Consider the following 16,264-nt stretch of genomic DNA (forward strand, 5'->3'; position numbering starts at 1 on the left):
AAATCCAAGGCGGCTGCCTTGGATTTTTGTTAAGAAGATGTTTCTTCTTTTTGAGTCAGTTTCATTTTTTTCGTCATTTCCTTGCCGTTTCTGATAATCTTCACGTCAACGGTGCTGCCGACTTTCGTATTCTTGTAGAGAATATTGCGAAGTTCGCTGCCCGTGTCGGTCTCTTTCCCTTTTAAGTTGATAATGATGTCTTCTGCTTTTAATCCGGCTTTGGCTGCAGGTGAGCCCTGCGCCACTTCGCGAATATAAACGCCTTTATTCAGCTGTTTGCCGAAAAGCCCGAGTGTGCCTTCCTGATAGTTTTGCGGCACTTGTTCCAAGTCGATCATGCTCACGCCGATATAAGGGCGCTCCACCTGTCCTTTCGTGAGAAGCTCTTCGGCGATCGGTTTTACATCGTTGCTCGGGATGGCAAAGCCGATGCCTTCTACATCACTTTCGCTGATTTTCATGCTGTTGATGCCGATGATTTTGCCGTCTGTATTCAAGAGCGGTCCGCCGCTGTTTCCGGGATTGATGGCGGCATCGGTTTGGATGACGTTGATGCTTGACTCACCGGCTGACGTAGAGATCGAGACGGTTCTGTTTAAGCCGCTCACGATGCCCTGTGTGACGGTGCGGGAAAGGTCTTTTCCGAGCGGATCACCGATAGCGATGACGGATTCACCCGTTCTGAGAGCGGATGAGCTGCCGAAGCTTGCCGTTTTTGTTACATGTTTATCACTGATTTCTAAAACGGCCAAGTCTGTCAGAGAGTCGCTGCCGACGAGTTTAGCTGTTACATCGGTGCCGTCATATAATGACACTTTAAGGGAAGAGGCGCCTTCGACCACGTGGTTATTCGTAATGATATACGCTTTGCCGTTTGCTTTCTTAAAAATAACGCCTGAACCCGATCCCGTTTCCGCATCATCACCCGACGAATTAGAGTTTGAATCTGAGCTTGATCCGAATCCGAATAAATCGGAACTGCTTTGCTGCTTCTGCAGATTGGTGATCCCGACGATCGCCGGTGAAATGTCTTCCACCATATTCGAAATGCTGCTTGAATTTGCCGATGAACTGTTTGCCGATTTGCCGCTGCCGGAATCAGAAGATGTCTGCTTGGCGGTTACTGATGACGTTTCCTGAGCGGAAGCCGGATTGGAAGTATCTTGAGTCTGATGGTCTCCAAGCGGCGTAAATGTATAGATGCCGAGGGCGAGCCCTCCGCCGATCACTCCGCCGAGAAGCGGTCTGAACCAGCCGAAGCTTCGTTTTTTCTTGTCCTCGTCCGGCGTAGAATATCCGGCCGGCTGCGGGTTTTCTTTTACTAAAAGGACTTCCTGTTCTTTTTGGTCTGTCCGATTTTCATCACGATAGTTATCCATCATGTTCACTCCGTTTCTCTATTTCATCATAGCATGATTTGCCTATTATTACTGACTCCATCTTAAACAAAAAGTGTGGGATAATAATGAAAAGATTGTGGGAAATTGTGAAAAAGACGAAATCGGACGGCGGCGCTTTATATTGACAATTTCCATCGGATTTGAAATAATAAATGAGATATTATGTTCAATCCTTCACATGAAAAGATATGAAAATTCTGTCAAGCTAATGGGGGAAATCTGTTAGCTTTTTCACTTTGTCAAATAGTCAGAAAGGAGCTGTCAAATGAAAGAAAAACATCACTGGATTATTTCTCTGCTTGCTGTATTGGCGGTCGGGCCGGGGCTGATGTCGAATACCGCTCTTTCGGCTGTCCAAAGCCTTGTCCGGCAGACGGTCGGCGGGGAAAACTTTGACTCTTTTCATCCGATTATTATCGGTAATATGGCATTTGCCCTATTCGTGCCGGCGGGGCCGTATTTAAGGAAAAGATTCGGCTCCCGGCCTGTCTATATGATTTCGATGGCCGCGGGTGTCATCGGAGCGCTCCTTGCTGCTGTGACAAATGATATTTATCCGCTCGCCGCGGGCCGTTTTTTACAGGGAGCTGCGGCGGGTACTATGCTGATGATTATGATTCCGATGCTGGTGCTTTCGTTTCCGATTGAGCGCCGGAATTACGCATTATTTGTGTTAATCGGCGGATTTTACGGTTCCGTCATTATGGGGACCGTTTTAGGCACGGCGGCGGCAAGCGCCGGCCATTGGCATTGGCTGTTCGGCATTTTTGGCCTGCTGTCTTTTTTCGGCCTCATTTTCAGTTATATGTGGCTGCGGGATGACGCTCATAAAAATGCTGAAAAATCTCCATTTGACGGCATCGGTTTTCTGTTAGCGGGTGTATCAGCCGTGCTGACCGCCTATACATTTATTCATCTGCCGAAATGGGGCTTTTCATCATGGCAGACATTGGCGGGATTTGGAGGAAGCATCGTCATTCTTCTGATCTTGCTGATCATGCAGTACAGAAACGAACATGCGCTGATTTCGATTAAACTTATGCTGATTCCAAAGCCGATTCTGGGTGTTTTCATGATCGCTGCGGGCAGTATTTCCATAGCGGTCAGTCTTTCTGCATTTCACGGGGAGCTTCAGGCCGCATATCATATGTCACAAACTCAACAGATATTCCTATATGCGAGCCTTTTGGGAGGCGTGGCCATCGCCGCTGTCATCAGTGCATTAGCATATGATAAAGTCGGTCCGGGCATGCTCGGCATAACAGGCTCTGTTATACTGGTGTTCGTGAATTTCCAGTGGATGACGGCGGATCATCATATACCGCTTATTCTATTTGCGGGGCTTTTCGTGATGCTGGCGGCCGGGACAGGGCTTATTGTGGCAGCCGGACTGATGGGAGCCGCGTTGGGCGGACCGCTTCCGGAACTGGTGAAACGCATGACGGCAGTTCAGTTTTTAAGGCTGTTCATTTATATGGGCGCACCTGTTTTAATAGGGTATTTTACGAAAAGAGATGCTTCCGGCACGCTTCGGGGCGCGCGCGGCACACAATCGCCGCATGACCTGCTGATGGGGACATACAGCGATTTGTTTCTTATTGCTTTCATCTTAAGTTTGCTTTTAGTGTGTTTATCATTTGTCATGAATGCGACCGGCATGGGGCATAAGCTGGCGCATAAACCGCATGCCGTTCGTAAGCAGGCGGCTGAAGAGCCTTCGCCGCAGGCTCCTGAACCGATCAGGCATCAGGTCATTCCCGATCATGAATACAGAAGTGCGGTCAGACAGTTTCAGCGTCATCATATAAGCAAAAACAGTATGTAACTTTTTCTATCAGCAAACCCTTTTCCCGGTGAAAAGGGTTTGTTTTTTCCCATAATGGCAGAATGGTATATTGCATGTTTCATCCTTTTTTAATATAATTTGTTAGAATATTCATAATTTAATATCGAAATTTTAAGTAAAAAAGGAGGCATTACATGAAACTGTATCTATCTGTGGATATGGAAGGGATTTCCGGACTGCCTGATGAAACATTTGTCAATTCCCGCATGCACAATTATGAGCGCGGCAGGGTTCTGATGACCGAAGAAGCAAACTGGTGCATCGCAGAAGCGTTTAATAACGGATGCACGGAAGTGACCGTGAATGACAGCCACTCAAAGATGAATAATCTGCTCGCGGAAAAACTTCACCCTGAGGCAGAGCTGATTACGGGGGATGTCAAGCCGTTTTCCATGATGCAGGGGCTTGATGAATCGTATTCAGGCGTGATGTTTATCGGCTATCATGCGAGAGCGTCGATGCCGGGCGTCATGTCGCACAGCATGATATTCGGCGTCCGTCACTTTTACATAAATGATAAGCTGGTCGGTGAACTGGGGTTAAATGCCTATCTCGCGGGATTTTACGATGTCCCTGTCATCATGGCTGCCGGAGATGATTGCGCCGCAAAAGAGGCGGAGGAGCTGATCCCGAATGTGACGACTGCCGCCGTCAAACAAACCATTTCAAGAACCGCGGTCAAATGCCTGTCCCCTCAAAAAGCCGGACGGCTCCTGACGGAAAAAACAGCCTATGCGCTCAAAAATAAAGATAAGGTCAAACCGCTGACTCCGCCTGAAAGACCTGTATTAGGCATTGAATTTGCCAACTACGGACAGGCTGAATGGGCCCATTTAATGCCGGGCACAGAAATCATCCCGGGAACGACAATCGTTCAATTTCAGGCAAAAGACATGCCGGAAGCCTATCAGGCCATGCTCGTCATGACAGAACTCGCCATGAGAACAACATTCTGTTAAAGGGGTGAACGGCATTGCTGCGGTATTTTATCAAACGTTTTATCGCCATGATTATGACCGTCCTCGTCATCACCACTCTGACATTTGTCATGATGAAAGTGATACCCGGCTCGCCTTTTAACGAAGAGCGGGGCACAAACGAAGCGGTCCAGCGAAATCTCGAATCCTACTATCATCTGAACGAACCTCTTATCACTCAATACGCCATCTATCTAAAATCCATTCTTACCTTTGATTTCGGTCCTTCAATTAAAAAACCGTCAGACAGTGTAAACGCCATGCTTGAACGCGGGTTTCCGGTCTCATTTGAGCTTGGGATAACGGCGATCATCATCGCTGTTATTTCCGGACTCGCGCTCGGCATAATGGCCGCTCTCAGGCGCGGCGGCTTTCTCGATTATGCGGCCATGAGCCTTGCGGTGCTCGGGATTTCCATTCCGAATTTTATTATGGCTACACTGCTGATTCAGCAATTTGCGGTTCATCTGAAATGGTTTCCGGCAGCTACCTGGACGAGTCCCGTTCACATGGTCCTGCCGACTGTTGCGCTTGCCGTCGGTCCCATGGCCATTATCGCGAGGCTGACAAGATCAAGCATGGCCGAAGTGCTGACTCAGGATTACATCCGCACGGCAAAAGCAAAGGGGCTTTCTCCCGTCAAAATTGTGATCAAACACGCATTGAAAAATGCTCTTATGCCTGTTGTGACAGTACTCGGGACGCTTGCCGCAAGTATTTTAACGGGCAGTTTCGTCATCGAGAAAATTTTTGCCATACCGGGAATGGGCAAATATTTCGTAGAAAGCATCAATCAGCGTGATTACCCGGTCATCATGGGAACGACCGTATTTTACAGTGTGATTCTGATCGTCCTGCTGTTTCTGGTTGATTTGGCATACGGCCTGTTAGACCCGCGCATAAAACTTCATAAGAAAGGGTGATCCTGATGAATCTCCCGCAAGAAACGGTAAAACACACAGAAGTGCCTGATGACTGGTTTCAGCCGGGCGCGGAAAGAAAGGGTGAAACCGAGTCAGTCAAGCGTCCGGGCCTGTCTTACACTCAGGATGCGTGGCGGCGGCTTAAAAAGAACAAATTGGCGATGGCCGGCCTTGTGATATTATGCTGCCTGTTTCTATCGGCTGTGTTCGGTCCGCTGATATCACCGCACAGCGTGACAAGGCAGACGCTCGCCGAGCAGAATCTTCCGCCGTCTTTTTCACACTGGTTCGGAACCGATGAACTTGGCCGGGACGTGTTTACAAGAACATGGTACGGAGCGAGAATCTCTTTATTTGTCGGTGTGATGGCGGCGCTGATCGACTTTTTGATCGGCGTTATCTACGGAGGCGTCGCCGGCTACAAAGGGGGCCGGACAGACAGCGCCATGATGAGAATCATCGAGGTTCTCTACGGATTGCCGTATCTGCTCGTTGTCATTTTGTTAATGGTGCTGATGGGGCCGGGGCTCAGTTCCATTATCGTCGCTCTGACCGTGACGGGATGGGTCGGCATGGCGCGGATTGTCAGAGGGCAGGTGCTGAGGATGAAGCATGATGAACACGTATTGGCTTCGAAAACGTTTGGAGCGAAAACATTTCGGATCATTAAGAAAAATCTGCTGCCGAATACGATGGGAGCCATTATTGTCCAAATGACGCTTACGGTGCCGGCGGCGATTTTTGCGGAATCATTTTTAAGTTTTCTCGGAATCGGCATTCAGGCGCCGTTTGCAAGCTGGGGAGTCATGGCAAACGACGGGCTGCCGGCGATTTTATCAGGCCATTGGTGGCGGCTGTTTTTCCCCGCTTTTTTCATTTCCTTGACGATGTACGCGTTTAACGTACTTGGAGACGGCTTGCAGGACGCGTTAGACCCGAAACTGAGGAGGTAGGAAAAATGGCGCAGCAAGTTCTTTCCGTTCAAAATCTGCATGTTACTTTTTCAACATACGGAGGCACTGTAAAAGCCGTCAGAGGCGTCAGCTTCGATTTATATAAAGGTGAAACGTTTGCGATCGTCGGTGAATCTGGCTGCGGAAAAAGCGTGACGTCACAAGCCGTGATGGGCCTTCTTCCGAAACATTCGGCAAAGATTGAATCCGGAAGCATACAATTTAAACAGAAAGACCTTTGCCAAATGTCGGATCGGGAAATGCGGGCAATCCGGGGGCGCGATATTTCTATGATCTTTCAGGACCCGATGACGGCGCTCAATCCGACTTTGACCATAGGGAATCAGCTTTCAGAAGCGCTGTTGGAACACCGCGCCATGACAAGAAAACAAGCTGAATCCGAAGTTCTCGCCATGCTGGATCTGGTCGGTATCCCGGACTCGAAATCCCGCCTGAAGCAGTACCCCCACCAATTAAGCGGGGGCATGCGGCAGCGGATCGTGATCGCGATGGCTCTGATCTGCGAGCCGGAAATTATGATCGCCGATGAACCGACAACGGCCCTTGATGTGACGATTCAAGCACAAATCCTTGAATTATTTAAGAAGATTCAAAGAAAAACAGGCGTGTCTATTATCCTGATCACACACGATCTCGGCGTTGTCGCTCAGACCGCTGACAGAGTCGCCGTCATGTATGCGGGGAAAATCGCCGAAATCGGCACGAGGCATGATATTTTTTACCGTCCGGCTCATCCATACACAAAGGGGCTGCTTCGTTCAGTGCCACGGCTGGATATGGAGGATAGTGAGCTTTCGCCGATTGACGGGACGCCGCCTGATTTATTCGATCCGCCGCCGGGCTGCCCGTTTGCCGCCCGCTGCCCGGACAGGATGATCGTCTGTGAAAAGGTATACCCGGCAACAACTATGAAATCCAAAAGCCATATCGTCAATTGCTGGCTTCAGGATCACCGTGCAGAGCGGCTGAAGCAGCAGCTGACGGCAGCAGAGGAAAAAGGGGGATTGAAATGAAAAAGAGATGGGCGATCGGTGTGATTGCTGTTGTTTCGTTTGCTCTGATGGGCTGTACAGCCAATGAACAGGCGGGGACAGAACCCGGCAAAGCAAAAGAACAGGGGGGTGAAACGGTGCTGCGGCTCAATAACGAAAATGAGCCGACCTCACTTGATCCGCCGATCGGATTTAATAATGTTTCCTGGCAGCCGCTGAATAACATCATGGAAGGATTGACGAGGCTCGGAAAAGGTAATAAGCCCGAACCGGCCATGGCGGAAAGCTGGAAGGTGTCCGCTGATAAGATGACATATACCTTCAATATCCGTGATAACGCCGAATGGACAAATGGCGATCCCGTTACGGCGGAAGACTTCGTGTACGCCTGGAAACGGATGCTCGATCCGAAAACGGGCGCATCTTCCGCATTTCTCGGCTACATGATCAAAGGCGGAGAAGAATTTAACAGCGGAAAAGGCAAACACGAAGACGTGAAAGTCACGGCAAAAGATAAAAAAACGCTTGTCGTCACATTGGCGGCGCCGCAGGATTATTTTCTGAGCGTCGTGTCCAATCCGGCTTATTTCCCGATTAATGAGAAGGTCGCCAAGGCTGATCCGAAATGGTTCACTGAAGCAAAAACTTTTGTCGGCAACGGGCCGTTCAAACTGACGGAATGGAAGCATGACGACAGCATGACGATGGTCAAAAACGAGACGTATTGGGATAAAAAGACGGTGAAATTGGATAAAGTCACATGGGCGATGGTCAGTGACCGGAATACCGATTACCAGATGTTCCAGTCGGGAGATTTGGATACCGCCTTTGTGCCGGCAGAGCTGAGCGAGCAGCTGATGGGAGGAAAAAATGTCCGCACGTGGGATCAGGCTGGACTCTATTTCTATCGTTTTAACGTAAAAATGGAGCCGTTTCAAAATGAAAAGATCAGAAAAGCGTTCGCGGCAGCGATTGATCAGAAAGAAATCACGGATTATGTGACCAAAAACAGTGAAAAGCCGGCACATGCCTTTGTATCCCCGGGATTTACTCAGCCTGACGGGAAAGATTTCCGCGAAGCGGGCGGCAGTTTACTAACTCCGGATGAATCAGAAGCCAAAAAACTGCTGGAAAAAGGCATGGCAGAAGAGCATTATGACAAGCTGCCCGCCGTTACCTTGACATACAGCACAAAACCGGAGCATAAGAAGATAGCGGAAGCGATTCAGCAGAAGCTCAAAAGTGTGCTCGGTATAGACGTTAAGCTCGCCAATATGGAATGGAACGTCTTTTTAGAAGAGCAGAAGGGGCTGAAGTTCCAGTTCTCTCAAAGCTCATTTTTACCGGATTACGCAGATCCGATCAGTTTTCTTGAGGCTTTCCAGACGGATAATTCCATGAACCGCACCGGCTGGGGCAGCGCGGCATACGATGGCTACATCAAGCAGGCAAAACAGGAAGCCGATGCCAAAAAACGTTTTGCGCTCATGCATAAAGCGGAAAAGCTGCTCATGAACGAGGCTCCGATCATTCCGATTTACTTTTACAATCAGGTGCATCTGCAGAACAGCGGCGTGAAGGGCATTGTCCGGCACCCCGTCGGTTACATTGATCTGAAATGGGCGGAAAAGTCCTGATCTTACAGCGGAAACATATGCCGCTCTTTTGCCGTTAAAGGAGCGGCGTGTTTCACTTTTCAATCCGGAAAGGAGATTGAAAAAGTCATGAACCATAAACCGAAAGCACTGCAAAAAGGCGACACGGTCGGTGTGATTGCGCCCGCAAGCCCGCCTGAGAGCGGGACGCTGCAAACCGCGCTGCTGTTTTTAGAGAATGAGCTTGGCCTTCAAGTGAAACTCGGCCGGGCGCTGAAGACCCGTCACGGCTATTTGGCGGGAGAAGACCGGGCGCGCCTCGATGATCTCCATGACATGTTTAGTGATCAGAATGTCAAAGCGGTGATATGCGCGTGCGGAGGATTCGGCACGGGCCGCATTGCTGCCGACATCGATTTTGGCTTAATCCGCCGCAATCCGAAAATTTTCTGGGGATACAGCGATATTACGTTTTTACATACCGCCATTCATCAAAATACGGGGCTCGTCACATTTCACGGCCCGATGCTGAGCACGGATGTCGGGCTTGAAAATGCTGATCCCCTGACGAAAGCGTCGTATCATCAGCTTTTTACAGAAACGGAATTCACCTATACGGAGGACATTTCTCCGCTTGAGGTGCTGACAGGCGGAAGGGCCGAGGGAGAGCTTGCAGGCGGCAACCTGTCGCTCATTACGTCCACACTCGGCACGCCGTTTGAAATTGATACGAAAGACAAATTGCTGTTTATCGAGGATATTGAAGAGGAGCCGTATCAAATCGACAGAATGCTGAATCAATTAAAGATGGCCGGAAAACTGTCAGACGCAGCCGGAATCCTGGTCTGTGATTTTCACCAATGCGAACCAAAAAACAGAGAAAAGTCCCTTACCTTAGAGCAAGTGCTGAACGATTACATTGTCAAATCAGGGAAGCCTGCGCTTAAAGGCTTTAAAATCGGCCATTGTTCACCGAGCTTCGCCGTTCCGATCGGAGTTCGCGCGGTTATGGATACGGCGGCCAAAGCGGTAACGATTGAATCGGGGGTTTCCGGAAGGGAGTGATCAGGCGTGAGGATAACAGATATTCAAACGGGACGGATGTCCGTGCCGCTGAAAAAGCCGTTTAAGACCGCTTTGCGCACAGTTTACAATGCTGAATCGGTCATTGTGAAGCTCACTTTTGACAACGGTCTGACCGGCTGGGGGGAAGCGCCGCCGACGGTTGTCATTACAGGCGACAGCGCGGACGGTATTGAAAGCGCCGTCCACGATGTGCTGAAGCCCGCTCTCTTGGGACGGAGCCTTTCCGGCACGGAAGCTGTTCTGTATGATATCAGCCGGCTGTTGGAAAGAAATCAAAGCGCAAAAGCCGCGGTGGATATGGCTGTATATGACGGATGGGCGCAAATGCACGGACAGCCGCTTTACCGGCTTCTCGGCGGCTATCGGAATACACTGGAAACAGATTTTACCGTCAGCGTTAATTCTCCTGAGGAGATGGCGGGGGATGCAGACCGTTATGTGAACAAAGGATTTCATATTTTAAAAATAAAAGTCGGCATAGGTGACATATCGGAAGATGTTGCGCGGATTCAGGCGATCAGATCACGTGTCGGCGGAAACGTCAAACTGAGATTGGACGCCAACCAAGGCTGGACGCCGAAAGAAGCCGTGACTGCGATCCGAAAGATGGAAGACGCCGGCCTCGGCATTGAGCTTGTCGAGCAGCCTGTTCATAAAGACGATATCGCCGGGCTGAAGCAGGTCACAGATGCCGTAGACACGCCGATTATGGCGGATGAGAGCGTCTTTACCCCCCGTCAGGCCTTTCACGTGCTGCAGACGAGAAGCGCCGATTTAATTAATATTAAGCTGATGAAAGCGGGTGGCATAAAGCAGGCGGAAACAATCAATGCGATGGCGGAAACGTGCGGCGTGGAATGCATGGTCGGCAGCATGATTGAGACCAAGCTCGGCATCACCGCCGCGGCTCATTTTGCCGCGGCCAAACGGAATGTGACAAGGTTTGATTTTGATGCGCCGCTTATGCTGAAAGATGATTTGATTCAAGGCGGCATCACATACAGCGGCAGTCAGATTACGATTCCCGATGAACCGGGTCTCGGCATTACCGGTGTGTCGATACAAGAGGAGGCGAAAAGATGAGAGCAGCCGTTACAGCGGCGGCAGCCAATGTATGGACGCTGCCGTCATCTCCCCGTTCAGATGATACGCCCATGCTCGAAAACCCGCCGCAGATCAGAAAATGGTTAGCGTCTATGGGATATGAAGAGCGGCTGCAATTATGCACAGACAACCTTGTCCAAACGCAAGCGCTTTTCGGGGAAGAGGTGATCATTCTCAAAGAGGAAGGGGAATGGGCTTTTGTCGCCGTTCCCGGCCAGCCTTCAAACAAGGATGTGCGCGGATATCCGGGGTGGATGAAAAAAAGCCAGCTTTCAAAAGACGGCCTTCATACATCTTCTCCCGCCGTATGGATTACCAAACCGACAGCTATTTTATATCACACAAACGGCGAACCGGACTTGGAAGTAAGTTTCTTAACGCGTCTTCGGGCATCAGGACGTGAGAAAGGCTTTTTCCGGGTGGTGACGCCGCTCGGAGAACGGTTCGTAAATGAAGCTGACGCAGACGAGTGCCGGCATACGGAAGGACGGGCGGCCGATGTCATCGAAACGGGCATGATGTTTCTCGGGCTTCCGTATTTATGGGGAGGACTGAGCGGTTTCGGGTTTGACTGTTCCGGGTTTATGTATTCGATATTTAAAGCAAACGGCTATACCCTTCCCCGTGATGCAAAGGACCAAGCAAAAGCCGGATGCAGCGCGGCGGTAAACGATATTCGGCCGGCTGACCTTTTGTTTTTCGCCTATGAAGAAGGAAAAGGCGCGATCCACCATGTCGGTTTGGCGCTGGGAGACGGCCGGATGCTGCACTCCCCGAAAACGGGAAAAACAATCGAAGTGCTGTCTTTGGAAGGAACCGTCTATGAAAAAGAATTATGCACCGTACGCCGCTGTATAAGCGAAAAGGGGGAATAGAAAATGACGGCATCTCCGCTCCTTGAAGTCAGCGGGCTGAAAATGCATTTTGACGCAGGAAGAAAGAAAGCCGTAAAAGCAGTCGACGGTGTCAGCTTTCACATTAAAAGAGGGGAAACATTCGGACTTGTCGGAGAATCGGGATGCGGTAAATCGACGCTCGGAAGGGTTATTCTCCGTCTGTATGACCCGACGGCCGGTTCGGTATCATATGAAGGGACGGATATACACCGTGCCGCGGCAGAACAGCGGTCGGTCTTCTTCCGCAAGCTGCAGATGATTTTCCAAGACCCTTACGCCTCGTTAAATCCGCGCCTGACCGTAAGGGAAATTATTATGGAGCCGATGGAAATCCACAATCTTTACAATACAAGAAAAGCCCGTCTGATGATGGCGGATGAACTGCTTGAAGCTGTCGGGCTCCATCCGGATTTCGGCAGCCGGTATCCCCACGAATTCAGCGGCGGACAGAGGCAGAGAATCGGGATTGCCAGAGCGCTCTCTCTGCATCCCGAATTTATCGTGGCGGATGAGCCGATTTCCGCGCTGGATGTGTCGGTACAGGCTCAGGTCGTCAACCTTTTAAAAAGGCTTCAGAAAGAGAAAGGGCTGACATTTTTATTTATCGCCCACGATTTATCAATGGTCAAGCATATCAGCGACCGGATCGGCGTGATGTATTTGGGCCGCATGATGGAAATTACAGAAAGCGCTGCGCTTTACCGGGAACCGCTTCACCCTTATACGAAGGCGCTTTTATCCTCAATCCCGATTCCTGATCCGCTTCTTGAGGACAAGCGTGAACGGATTATTCTGAAAGGGGAGCTGCCGAGCCCCCTTAACCCGCCGAGCGGCTGTGTATTCAGGACGCGGTGTCCTGAAGCGATGGAGCTCTGCGGTAAGATAACACCTGAGCTTGAAGAAGTGAAGGCGGGGCGTTTTGTCGCCTGCCATTTATACAAAAAAGAAAGCTGACAATATAAAGTCAGCTTTCTTTTTTGATTAAACCTGATGCAGAAATGACACGCAGACCGGATACGGAACCGGAATGTCAGATTGAAGCAGAGTCAATTTGCCTGTTTCCGGATCACGTTCAAACAAAACCAGATTTCCCGTTTCTTCGTTTGACGCGACAAGGAATGTCTCGGAAGGGTCAAACGCGAAATCACGCGGCCAGTTGCCTTCTGTCGGCACCCATTCAATAAGAGACAATTCACCGGAATATTGGTTGATCTTATAGATGGCGATGCTGTCATGTCCGCGGTTGGCGGCATAAAGAAATCTGCCGTCTTTAGATATGCGGATCGCACTGCCTTGCGATTTGTCCGTAAAGCCTTCAGGCAAAGCGGAAATGACCTGCAGCTCTCTGAATTCACCTAAGGTCGGGTTGTATTCAAGCGCGATGACTTCATTGCTGATTTCCGTCATGACGTAGGCGTATTTTTCCGCCGGATGGAAAACGATGTGGCGCGGCCCTGAACCCGGTGTGAAAGAATGAGTTTTCACCTCTGTGAGCGAACCGTTTTTCATTTGGTAAGTATACAGCGTATCCGTCCCTAAATCGACGGCTGCAATGTAGTTATGCTCAGGTGTATAGCCTGCGAAATGGGTATGCGGTTTCTCTTGTCTTTCATGAGGACCTGTTCCCGTATGAGCGGCTTCGGCAGCCGGCTCCTGCAGACTTCCGTCCTCATTGACGGGAAAGGCGTGCACTTTTCCGCTGTGGTAATTAGCGGTTAACACATATTCATGTTTATCATCAATGCTGACGTGGCATGGAGACGGGCCTTCAATCAGCTGGTGGTTCACAAAAGTTAATTCCCCGCTGTTCTGATGAATCTGATAGGCTGCGACACCGCCTTTTCCGTCTGCCTTTTCAATGGAATACAGCATGCTGTTATCAGAATTCGGAGTGACGTATGTCGGGTTGCCGAGCTTTGCTGCCAGCTTCGGCCGGCTGAGCCTTTTCGCTTCTGTATCAAGTTCGAAACAATAAATGCCTTCGCTTGCGCCTTTTGTATATGTTCCCGCGTATCCTATGTACTTAGCCATTCGGTTTCCCCCTTTAGAGTCTTGTCTTCTCTATATTAACGTATCTTGAAGGAAACTGCCTTGTAAATGTTTAAGATGTTCTGACAAGCGGCAAGGTGCAGCAGCGGAAGGAACCGCCTGATTTAATAATTTCGGAAAACTCGGTTTCAATGACTGTATAACCTCTTTTTCTGAGCTCGCGGTTCGTATGATGGTGCTGCGGCAGGCTGATAATTGTCTGATTGCCGATTGACAGGATATTCGGGCCGAGCGTGAATTGCTCCTCTTCAGGCACTTCTATCATCTCAAAACGTTCGGCGAGAAGATCAATTTCTTTCTGCCGCAAGCCATTTTTGCAGTATAGCGCTTCCGTTTCCGAGATCATATTAAATACACAGTCCAAATGTAAGAAATCCTCCTTGAGAGGGATCGGCACAACCGTCATCTCCGGCAGCGCCTCCCGCAGCTCCCGGACAGCCGCTTTATCCGTGCGCTTGCTCAGCCCGGCGTAAACGGTGCCGTCTGCGATCAAGATGTCGCCGCCTTCAATGTTCGCTTTTTTCAGTCGCGTATAGGGGATTTTCTTATTGTCAAGCAGGTTTTGAAACACTTTTTCTTCCCCCTGCCGGACTGAAGCCGCCATGTTTGAAATAAACGCCGTCTCGCCTAAGACAAATCCGATATCCCGGGTGAATACCTGCTCAGGCAATGCGGGATCGGCAGGCAGCAGGACGACTTCAATCTGATGAGATCTTAAAATGTCAATAAACTCACTATGCTGTTTGAGGGCAACGGGTATGTTAATATTTTCTTGTTTGAAATGTTTCTGCGTTCCGTTAATAATATCCTTGATGGCCATGTGTTCCGGCCGGCATAAGATGACTGTCTGCAAAGCATCAAACTCACTGCGGCAAGCCGGTTTCCGCGTGGATTTGGGAATGGATACGTTCATGTGATATCCTCCTATCGGTATTCAATGTGCGTTTATTATTCCCGGATGTGATGAATAATGAAACATTTATGAGAGAATATCTAACCAACTTAATATTTAAAATTTTAGACAAAATGGTCAAAGTATTGTTTAATAGGGTACAGATGAATGAGTCAAAACGACCAGACACCAAAGGGGAGTTTAAATAATATGAAGTTGCCAGAATCAAGATTTTGCAAAGAAACAAGGGTTGTTAAAACAAGCAGGGTTTTTCCGCTTGATACGAATAATCACAATACGCTGTTTGGCGGAAAGCTGATGAGCTACATTGATGATATCGCTTCAATTTCCGCGGCCCGCCACTGCCGGTGTGAAACAGTCACGGCCTCAATGGATTCTGTAGATTTTTTGCGCCCCATCGGCCAACAGGATTCCGTATGCCTTGAATCTTACGTCACATGGGTCGGCACATCGTCTATGGAGGTGTTTGTCAAAGTCATTAAAGAACATCTGATGACGGGCGAACGCGAGCTTGCGGCAACGTCGTTTCTGACCTTTGTCGCGCTTGATTCAAACGGGAAATCGGTACCCGTTCCGCGGATCGTGCCGGAAACCGAGGAAGAAGTCATGCTTCACAATACGGCCGTTCAGCGCGCCGGAGAACGAAAAAACCGCTTAAAACACAGCAAGGCCCTGGCCGAGGCGCTCGGAACAGATAAACCTTGGTAATCGTCAAACCGCTTTTTTAAAAAGCGGTTTTTTTATGCTGAGAAAGGACTTTTCCTGCCGGATCCATAATCTATTACAGGGAAAGGAGACGTGGCGTGCATGATGAAACATAAGTCTTCCGGCACCATCCTGACAACCGGGCGTATCCGTCTGCGGACTATGCGGGATGACGATGAAGAAAATTTGTACAGGCTGTTTACCGACAGAGAGGTCATGAAATATTATCCTTCTCTTAAAAGCAGACGGGAAACGAAGGAATGGATTGCCTGGAACAAACGATTGGCCGCAGGATACGGCGTCAGTCTTTGGATCGCAGAGGATAAAGAGACGGGCGCATTTCTCGGTCAATGCGGAATCGTTCCGCAGACGGTAAACGGACACACTTTGATGGAAATCGGCTATATGTTTGCCCGCCGCCGCTGGGGCTGCGGCTATGCGACAGAGGCGGCGAACGCCTGTCTGGACTACGGTTTTCACACGCAGCAATACGGACGCATAGCGGCGCTGATTGATCCGGAAAACGCTGCCTCCGTCCGTGTCGCGGAAAAAATCGGTATGGTGCCCGGTGAGACCGTTACCAAATGGGAGAGGCAGCTGACGGTTTTTGACATCACATCCGACGTTGAACGTTTCGGCGAAATGTAGTATGATACGAACAGACATGTTTTCTAGGGTTCCGCATGTTCATACATGGCCTGGTCCGAGAGAAAACACATATGCGGACATATCCCGCATATGCACACGGAGGGAAAAAAGCCCGGGAGAGTCAATCTCATGTGAGACGACTATCCGGGCTTTTTT

At 49.7% G+C, this 16,264-nt stretch carries 15 protein-coding genes and 1 riboswitch; of the genes, 12 read left to right on the forward strand and 3 right to left on the reverse strand.

Features of this window, described 5'->3' with window-relative positions; genetic code table 11:
• Positions 1-29 precede the first annotated feature (29 nt).
• Positions 30-1,379 carry a serine protease HtrA gene (htrA, locus tag MY7_RS05380; protein WP_152529878.1) on the reverse strand — a complete coding sequence of 450 codons (1,350 nt, stop codon included), beginning with the start codon at positions 1,377-1,379 and terminating at the stop codon, positions 30-32.
• A 286-nt stretch (positions 1,380-1,665) separates the two neighbouring features.
• Here htrA and MY7_RS05385 point away from each other — a divergent pair, with 286 nt between their 5' ends.
• From MY7_RS05385 to MY7_RS05430, 10 genes are all read left to right on the forward strand, one after another.
• Positions 1,666-3,225 (forward strand): MFS transporter, encoded by a 1,560-nt coding sequence (locus tag MY7_RS05385; RefSeq protein WP_007610850.1) that lies wholly within the window; start codon positions 1,666-1,668, stop codon positions 3,223-3,225.
• Positions 3,226-3,380: 155 nt separating this feature from the next.
• Complete coding sequence (locus MY7_RS05390) at positions 3,381-4,205, forward strand: M55 family metallopeptidase (RefSeq protein WP_007610852.1); 825 nt, start codon at positions 3,381-3,383, stop codon at positions 4,203-4,205.
• 14 nt (positions 4,206-4,219) lie between these two features.
• Positions 4,220-5,146 carry an ABC transporter permease gene (locus MY7_RS05395; protein WP_007610853.1) on the forward strand — a complete coding sequence of 309 codons (927 nt, stop codon included), beginning with the start codon at positions 4,220-4,222 and terminating at the stop codon, positions 5,144-5,146.
• A gap of 5 nt (positions 5,147-5,151) precedes the next feature.
• The gene (locus MY7_RS05400) at positions 5,152-6,099 is read left to right on the forward strand and encodes an ABC transporter permease (protein WP_007610858.1); all 948 of its coding nucleotides are present in this window, start codon (positions 5,152-5,154) and stop codon (positions 6,097-6,099) included.
• Between the two features lie 5 nt (positions 6,100-6,104).
• Complete coding sequence (locus MY7_RS05405; protein WP_007610859.1) at positions 6,105-7,133, forward strand: ABC transporter ATP-binding protein; 1,029 nt, start codon at positions 6,105-6,107, stop codon at positions 7,131-7,133.
• Positions 7,130-8,749 carry a peptide ABC transporter substrate-binding protein gene (locus MY7_RS05410; protein ID WP_007610860.1) on the forward strand — a complete coding sequence of 540 codons (1,620 nt, stop codon included), beginning with the start codon at positions 7,130-7,132 and terminating at the stop codon, positions 8,747-8,749. Before MY7_RS05405 ends, MY7_RS05410 begins: the two co-directional genes overlap by 4 nt.
• Before the next feature lie 87 nt (positions 8,750-8,836).
• Entirely contained in the window at positions 8,837-9,772 is a 936-nt protein-coding gene (locus MY7_RS05415; RefSeq protein ID WP_007610861.1) for a S66 peptidase family protein, read from the forward strand.
• 36 nt (positions 9,773-9,808) lie between these two features.
• A complete protein-coding gene (locus tag MY7_RS05420) occupies positions 9,809-10,876 on the forward strand; it encodes a dipeptide epimerase (protein WP_394852440.1) in 1,068 nt (355 codons plus the stop codon).
• Positions 10,873-11,772, forward strand: coding sequence for a C40 family peptidase (locus MY7_RS05425; protein ID WP_007610863.1), 900 nt, complete (start codon positions 10,873-10,875; stop codon positions 11,770-11,772). Before MY7_RS05420 ends, MY7_RS05425 begins: the two co-directional genes overlap by 4 nt.
• Before the next feature lie 3 nt (positions 11,773-11,775).
• Positions 11,776-12,747 (forward strand): ABC transporter ATP-binding protein, encoded by a 972-nt coding sequence (locus tag MY7_RS05430; RefSeq protein ID WP_007610864.1) that lies wholly within the window; start codon positions 11,776-11,778, stop codon positions 12,745-12,747.
• 27 nt (positions 12,748-12,774) lie between these two features.
• Here the strand turns inward: MY7_RS05430 and MY7_RS05435 are convergent, their stop codons facing one another.
• The gene (locus MY7_RS05435) at positions 12,775-13,824 is read right to left on the reverse strand and encodes a lactonase family protein (protein WP_007610865.1); all 1,050 of its coding nucleotides are present in this window, start codon (positions 13,822-13,824) and stop codon (positions 12,775-12,777) included.
• Between the two features lie 70 nt (positions 13,825-13,894).
• Positions 13,895-14,755 carry a dimethylarginine dimethylaminohydrolase family protein gene (locus MY7_RS05440; protein WP_007610869.1) on the reverse strand — a complete coding sequence of 287 codons (861 nt, stop codon included), beginning with the start codon at positions 14,753-14,755 and terminating at the stop codon, positions 13,895-13,897.
• Between the two features lie 189 nt (positions 14,756-14,944).
• Here MY7_RS05440 and MY7_RS05445 point away from each other — a divergent pair, with 189 nt between their 5' ends.
• On the forward strand, positions 14,945-15,463 hold the full coding sequence (locus tag MY7_RS05445) for an acyl-CoA thioesterase (RefSeq protein ID WP_021493808.1): 519 nt from the start codon (positions 14,945-14,947) through the stop codon (positions 15,461-15,463).
• Between the two features lie 99 nt (positions 15,464-15,562).
• Entirely contained in the window at positions 15,563-16,108 is a 546-nt protein-coding gene (locus MY7_RS05450; protein ID WP_007610873.1) for a GNAT family N-acetyltransferase, read from the forward strand.
• Between the two features lie 12 nt (positions 16,109-16,120).
• Positions 16,121-16,229: riboswitch (guanidine-I (ykkC/yxkD leader) on the forward strand.
• The last annotated feature ends 35 nt before the right edge of the window (positions 16,230-16,264 follow it).

This window comes from Bacillus sp. 5B6, from assembly GCF_000259405.1.
GTDB classification, from domain to species: domain Bacteria; phylum Bacillota; class Bacilli; order Bacillales; family Bacillaceae; genus Bacillus; species Bacillus velezensis.

Bases quoted from the DNA above. Each gene is read 5' to 3' on its own strand.
- MY7_RS05440 (WP_007610869.1), bottom strand. From the start codon at position 14,755: ATGAACGTATCCATTCCCAAATCCACGCGGAAACCGGCTTGCCGCAGT.
- htrA (WP_152529878.1), bottom strand. From the start codon at position 1,379: ATGGATAACTATCGTGATGAAAATCGGACAGACCAAAAAGAACAGGAA.
- MY7_RS05430 (WP_007610864.1), top strand. From the start codon at position 11,776: ATGACGGCATCTCCGCTCCTTGAAGTCAGCGGGCTGAAAATGCATTTT.
- MY7_RS05450 (WP_007610873.1), top strand. From the start codon at position 15,563: ATGATGAAACATAAGTCTTCCGGCACCATCCTGACAACCGGGCGTATC.
- MY7_RS05435 (WP_007610865.1), bottom strand. From the start codon at position 13,824: ATGGCTAAGTACATAGGATACGCGGGAACATATACAAAAGGCGCAAGC.
- MY7_RS05415 (WP_007610861.1), top strand. From the start codon at position 8,837: ATGAACCATAAACCGAAAGCACTGCAAAAAGGCGACACGGTCGGTGTG.
- MY7_RS05410 (WP_007610860.1), top strand. From the start codon at position 7,130: ATGAAAAAGAGATGGGCGATCGGTGTGATTGCTGTTGTTTCGTTTGCT.
- MY7_RS05425 (WP_007610863.1), top strand. From the start codon at position 10,873: ATGAGAGCAGCCGTTACAGCGGCGGCAGCCAATGTATGGACGCTGCCG.
- MY7_RS05385 (WP_007610850.1), top strand. From the start codon at position 1,666: ATGAAAGAAAAACATCACTGGATTATTTCTCTGCTTGCTGTATTGGCG.
- MY7_RS05390 (WP_007610852.1), top strand. From the start codon at position 3,381: ATGAAACTGTATCTATCTGTGGATATGGAAGGGATTTCCGGACTGCCT.
- MY7_RS05445 (WP_021493808.1), top strand. From the start codon at position 14,945: ATGAAGTTGCCAGAATCAAGATTTTGCAAAGAAACAAGGGTTGTTAAA.
- MY7_RS05400 (WP_007610858.1), top strand. From the start codon at position 5,152: ATGAATCTCCCGCAAGAAACGGTAAAACACACAGAAGTGCCTGATGAC.
- MY7_RS05405 (WP_007610859.1), top strand. From the start codon at position 6,105: ATGGCGCAGCAAGTTCTTTCCGTTCAAAATCTGCATGTTACTTTTTCA.
- MY7_RS05420 (WP_394852440.1), top strand. From the start codon at position 9,809: ATGTCCGTGCCGCTGAAAAAGCCGTTTAAGACCGCTTTGCGCACAGTT.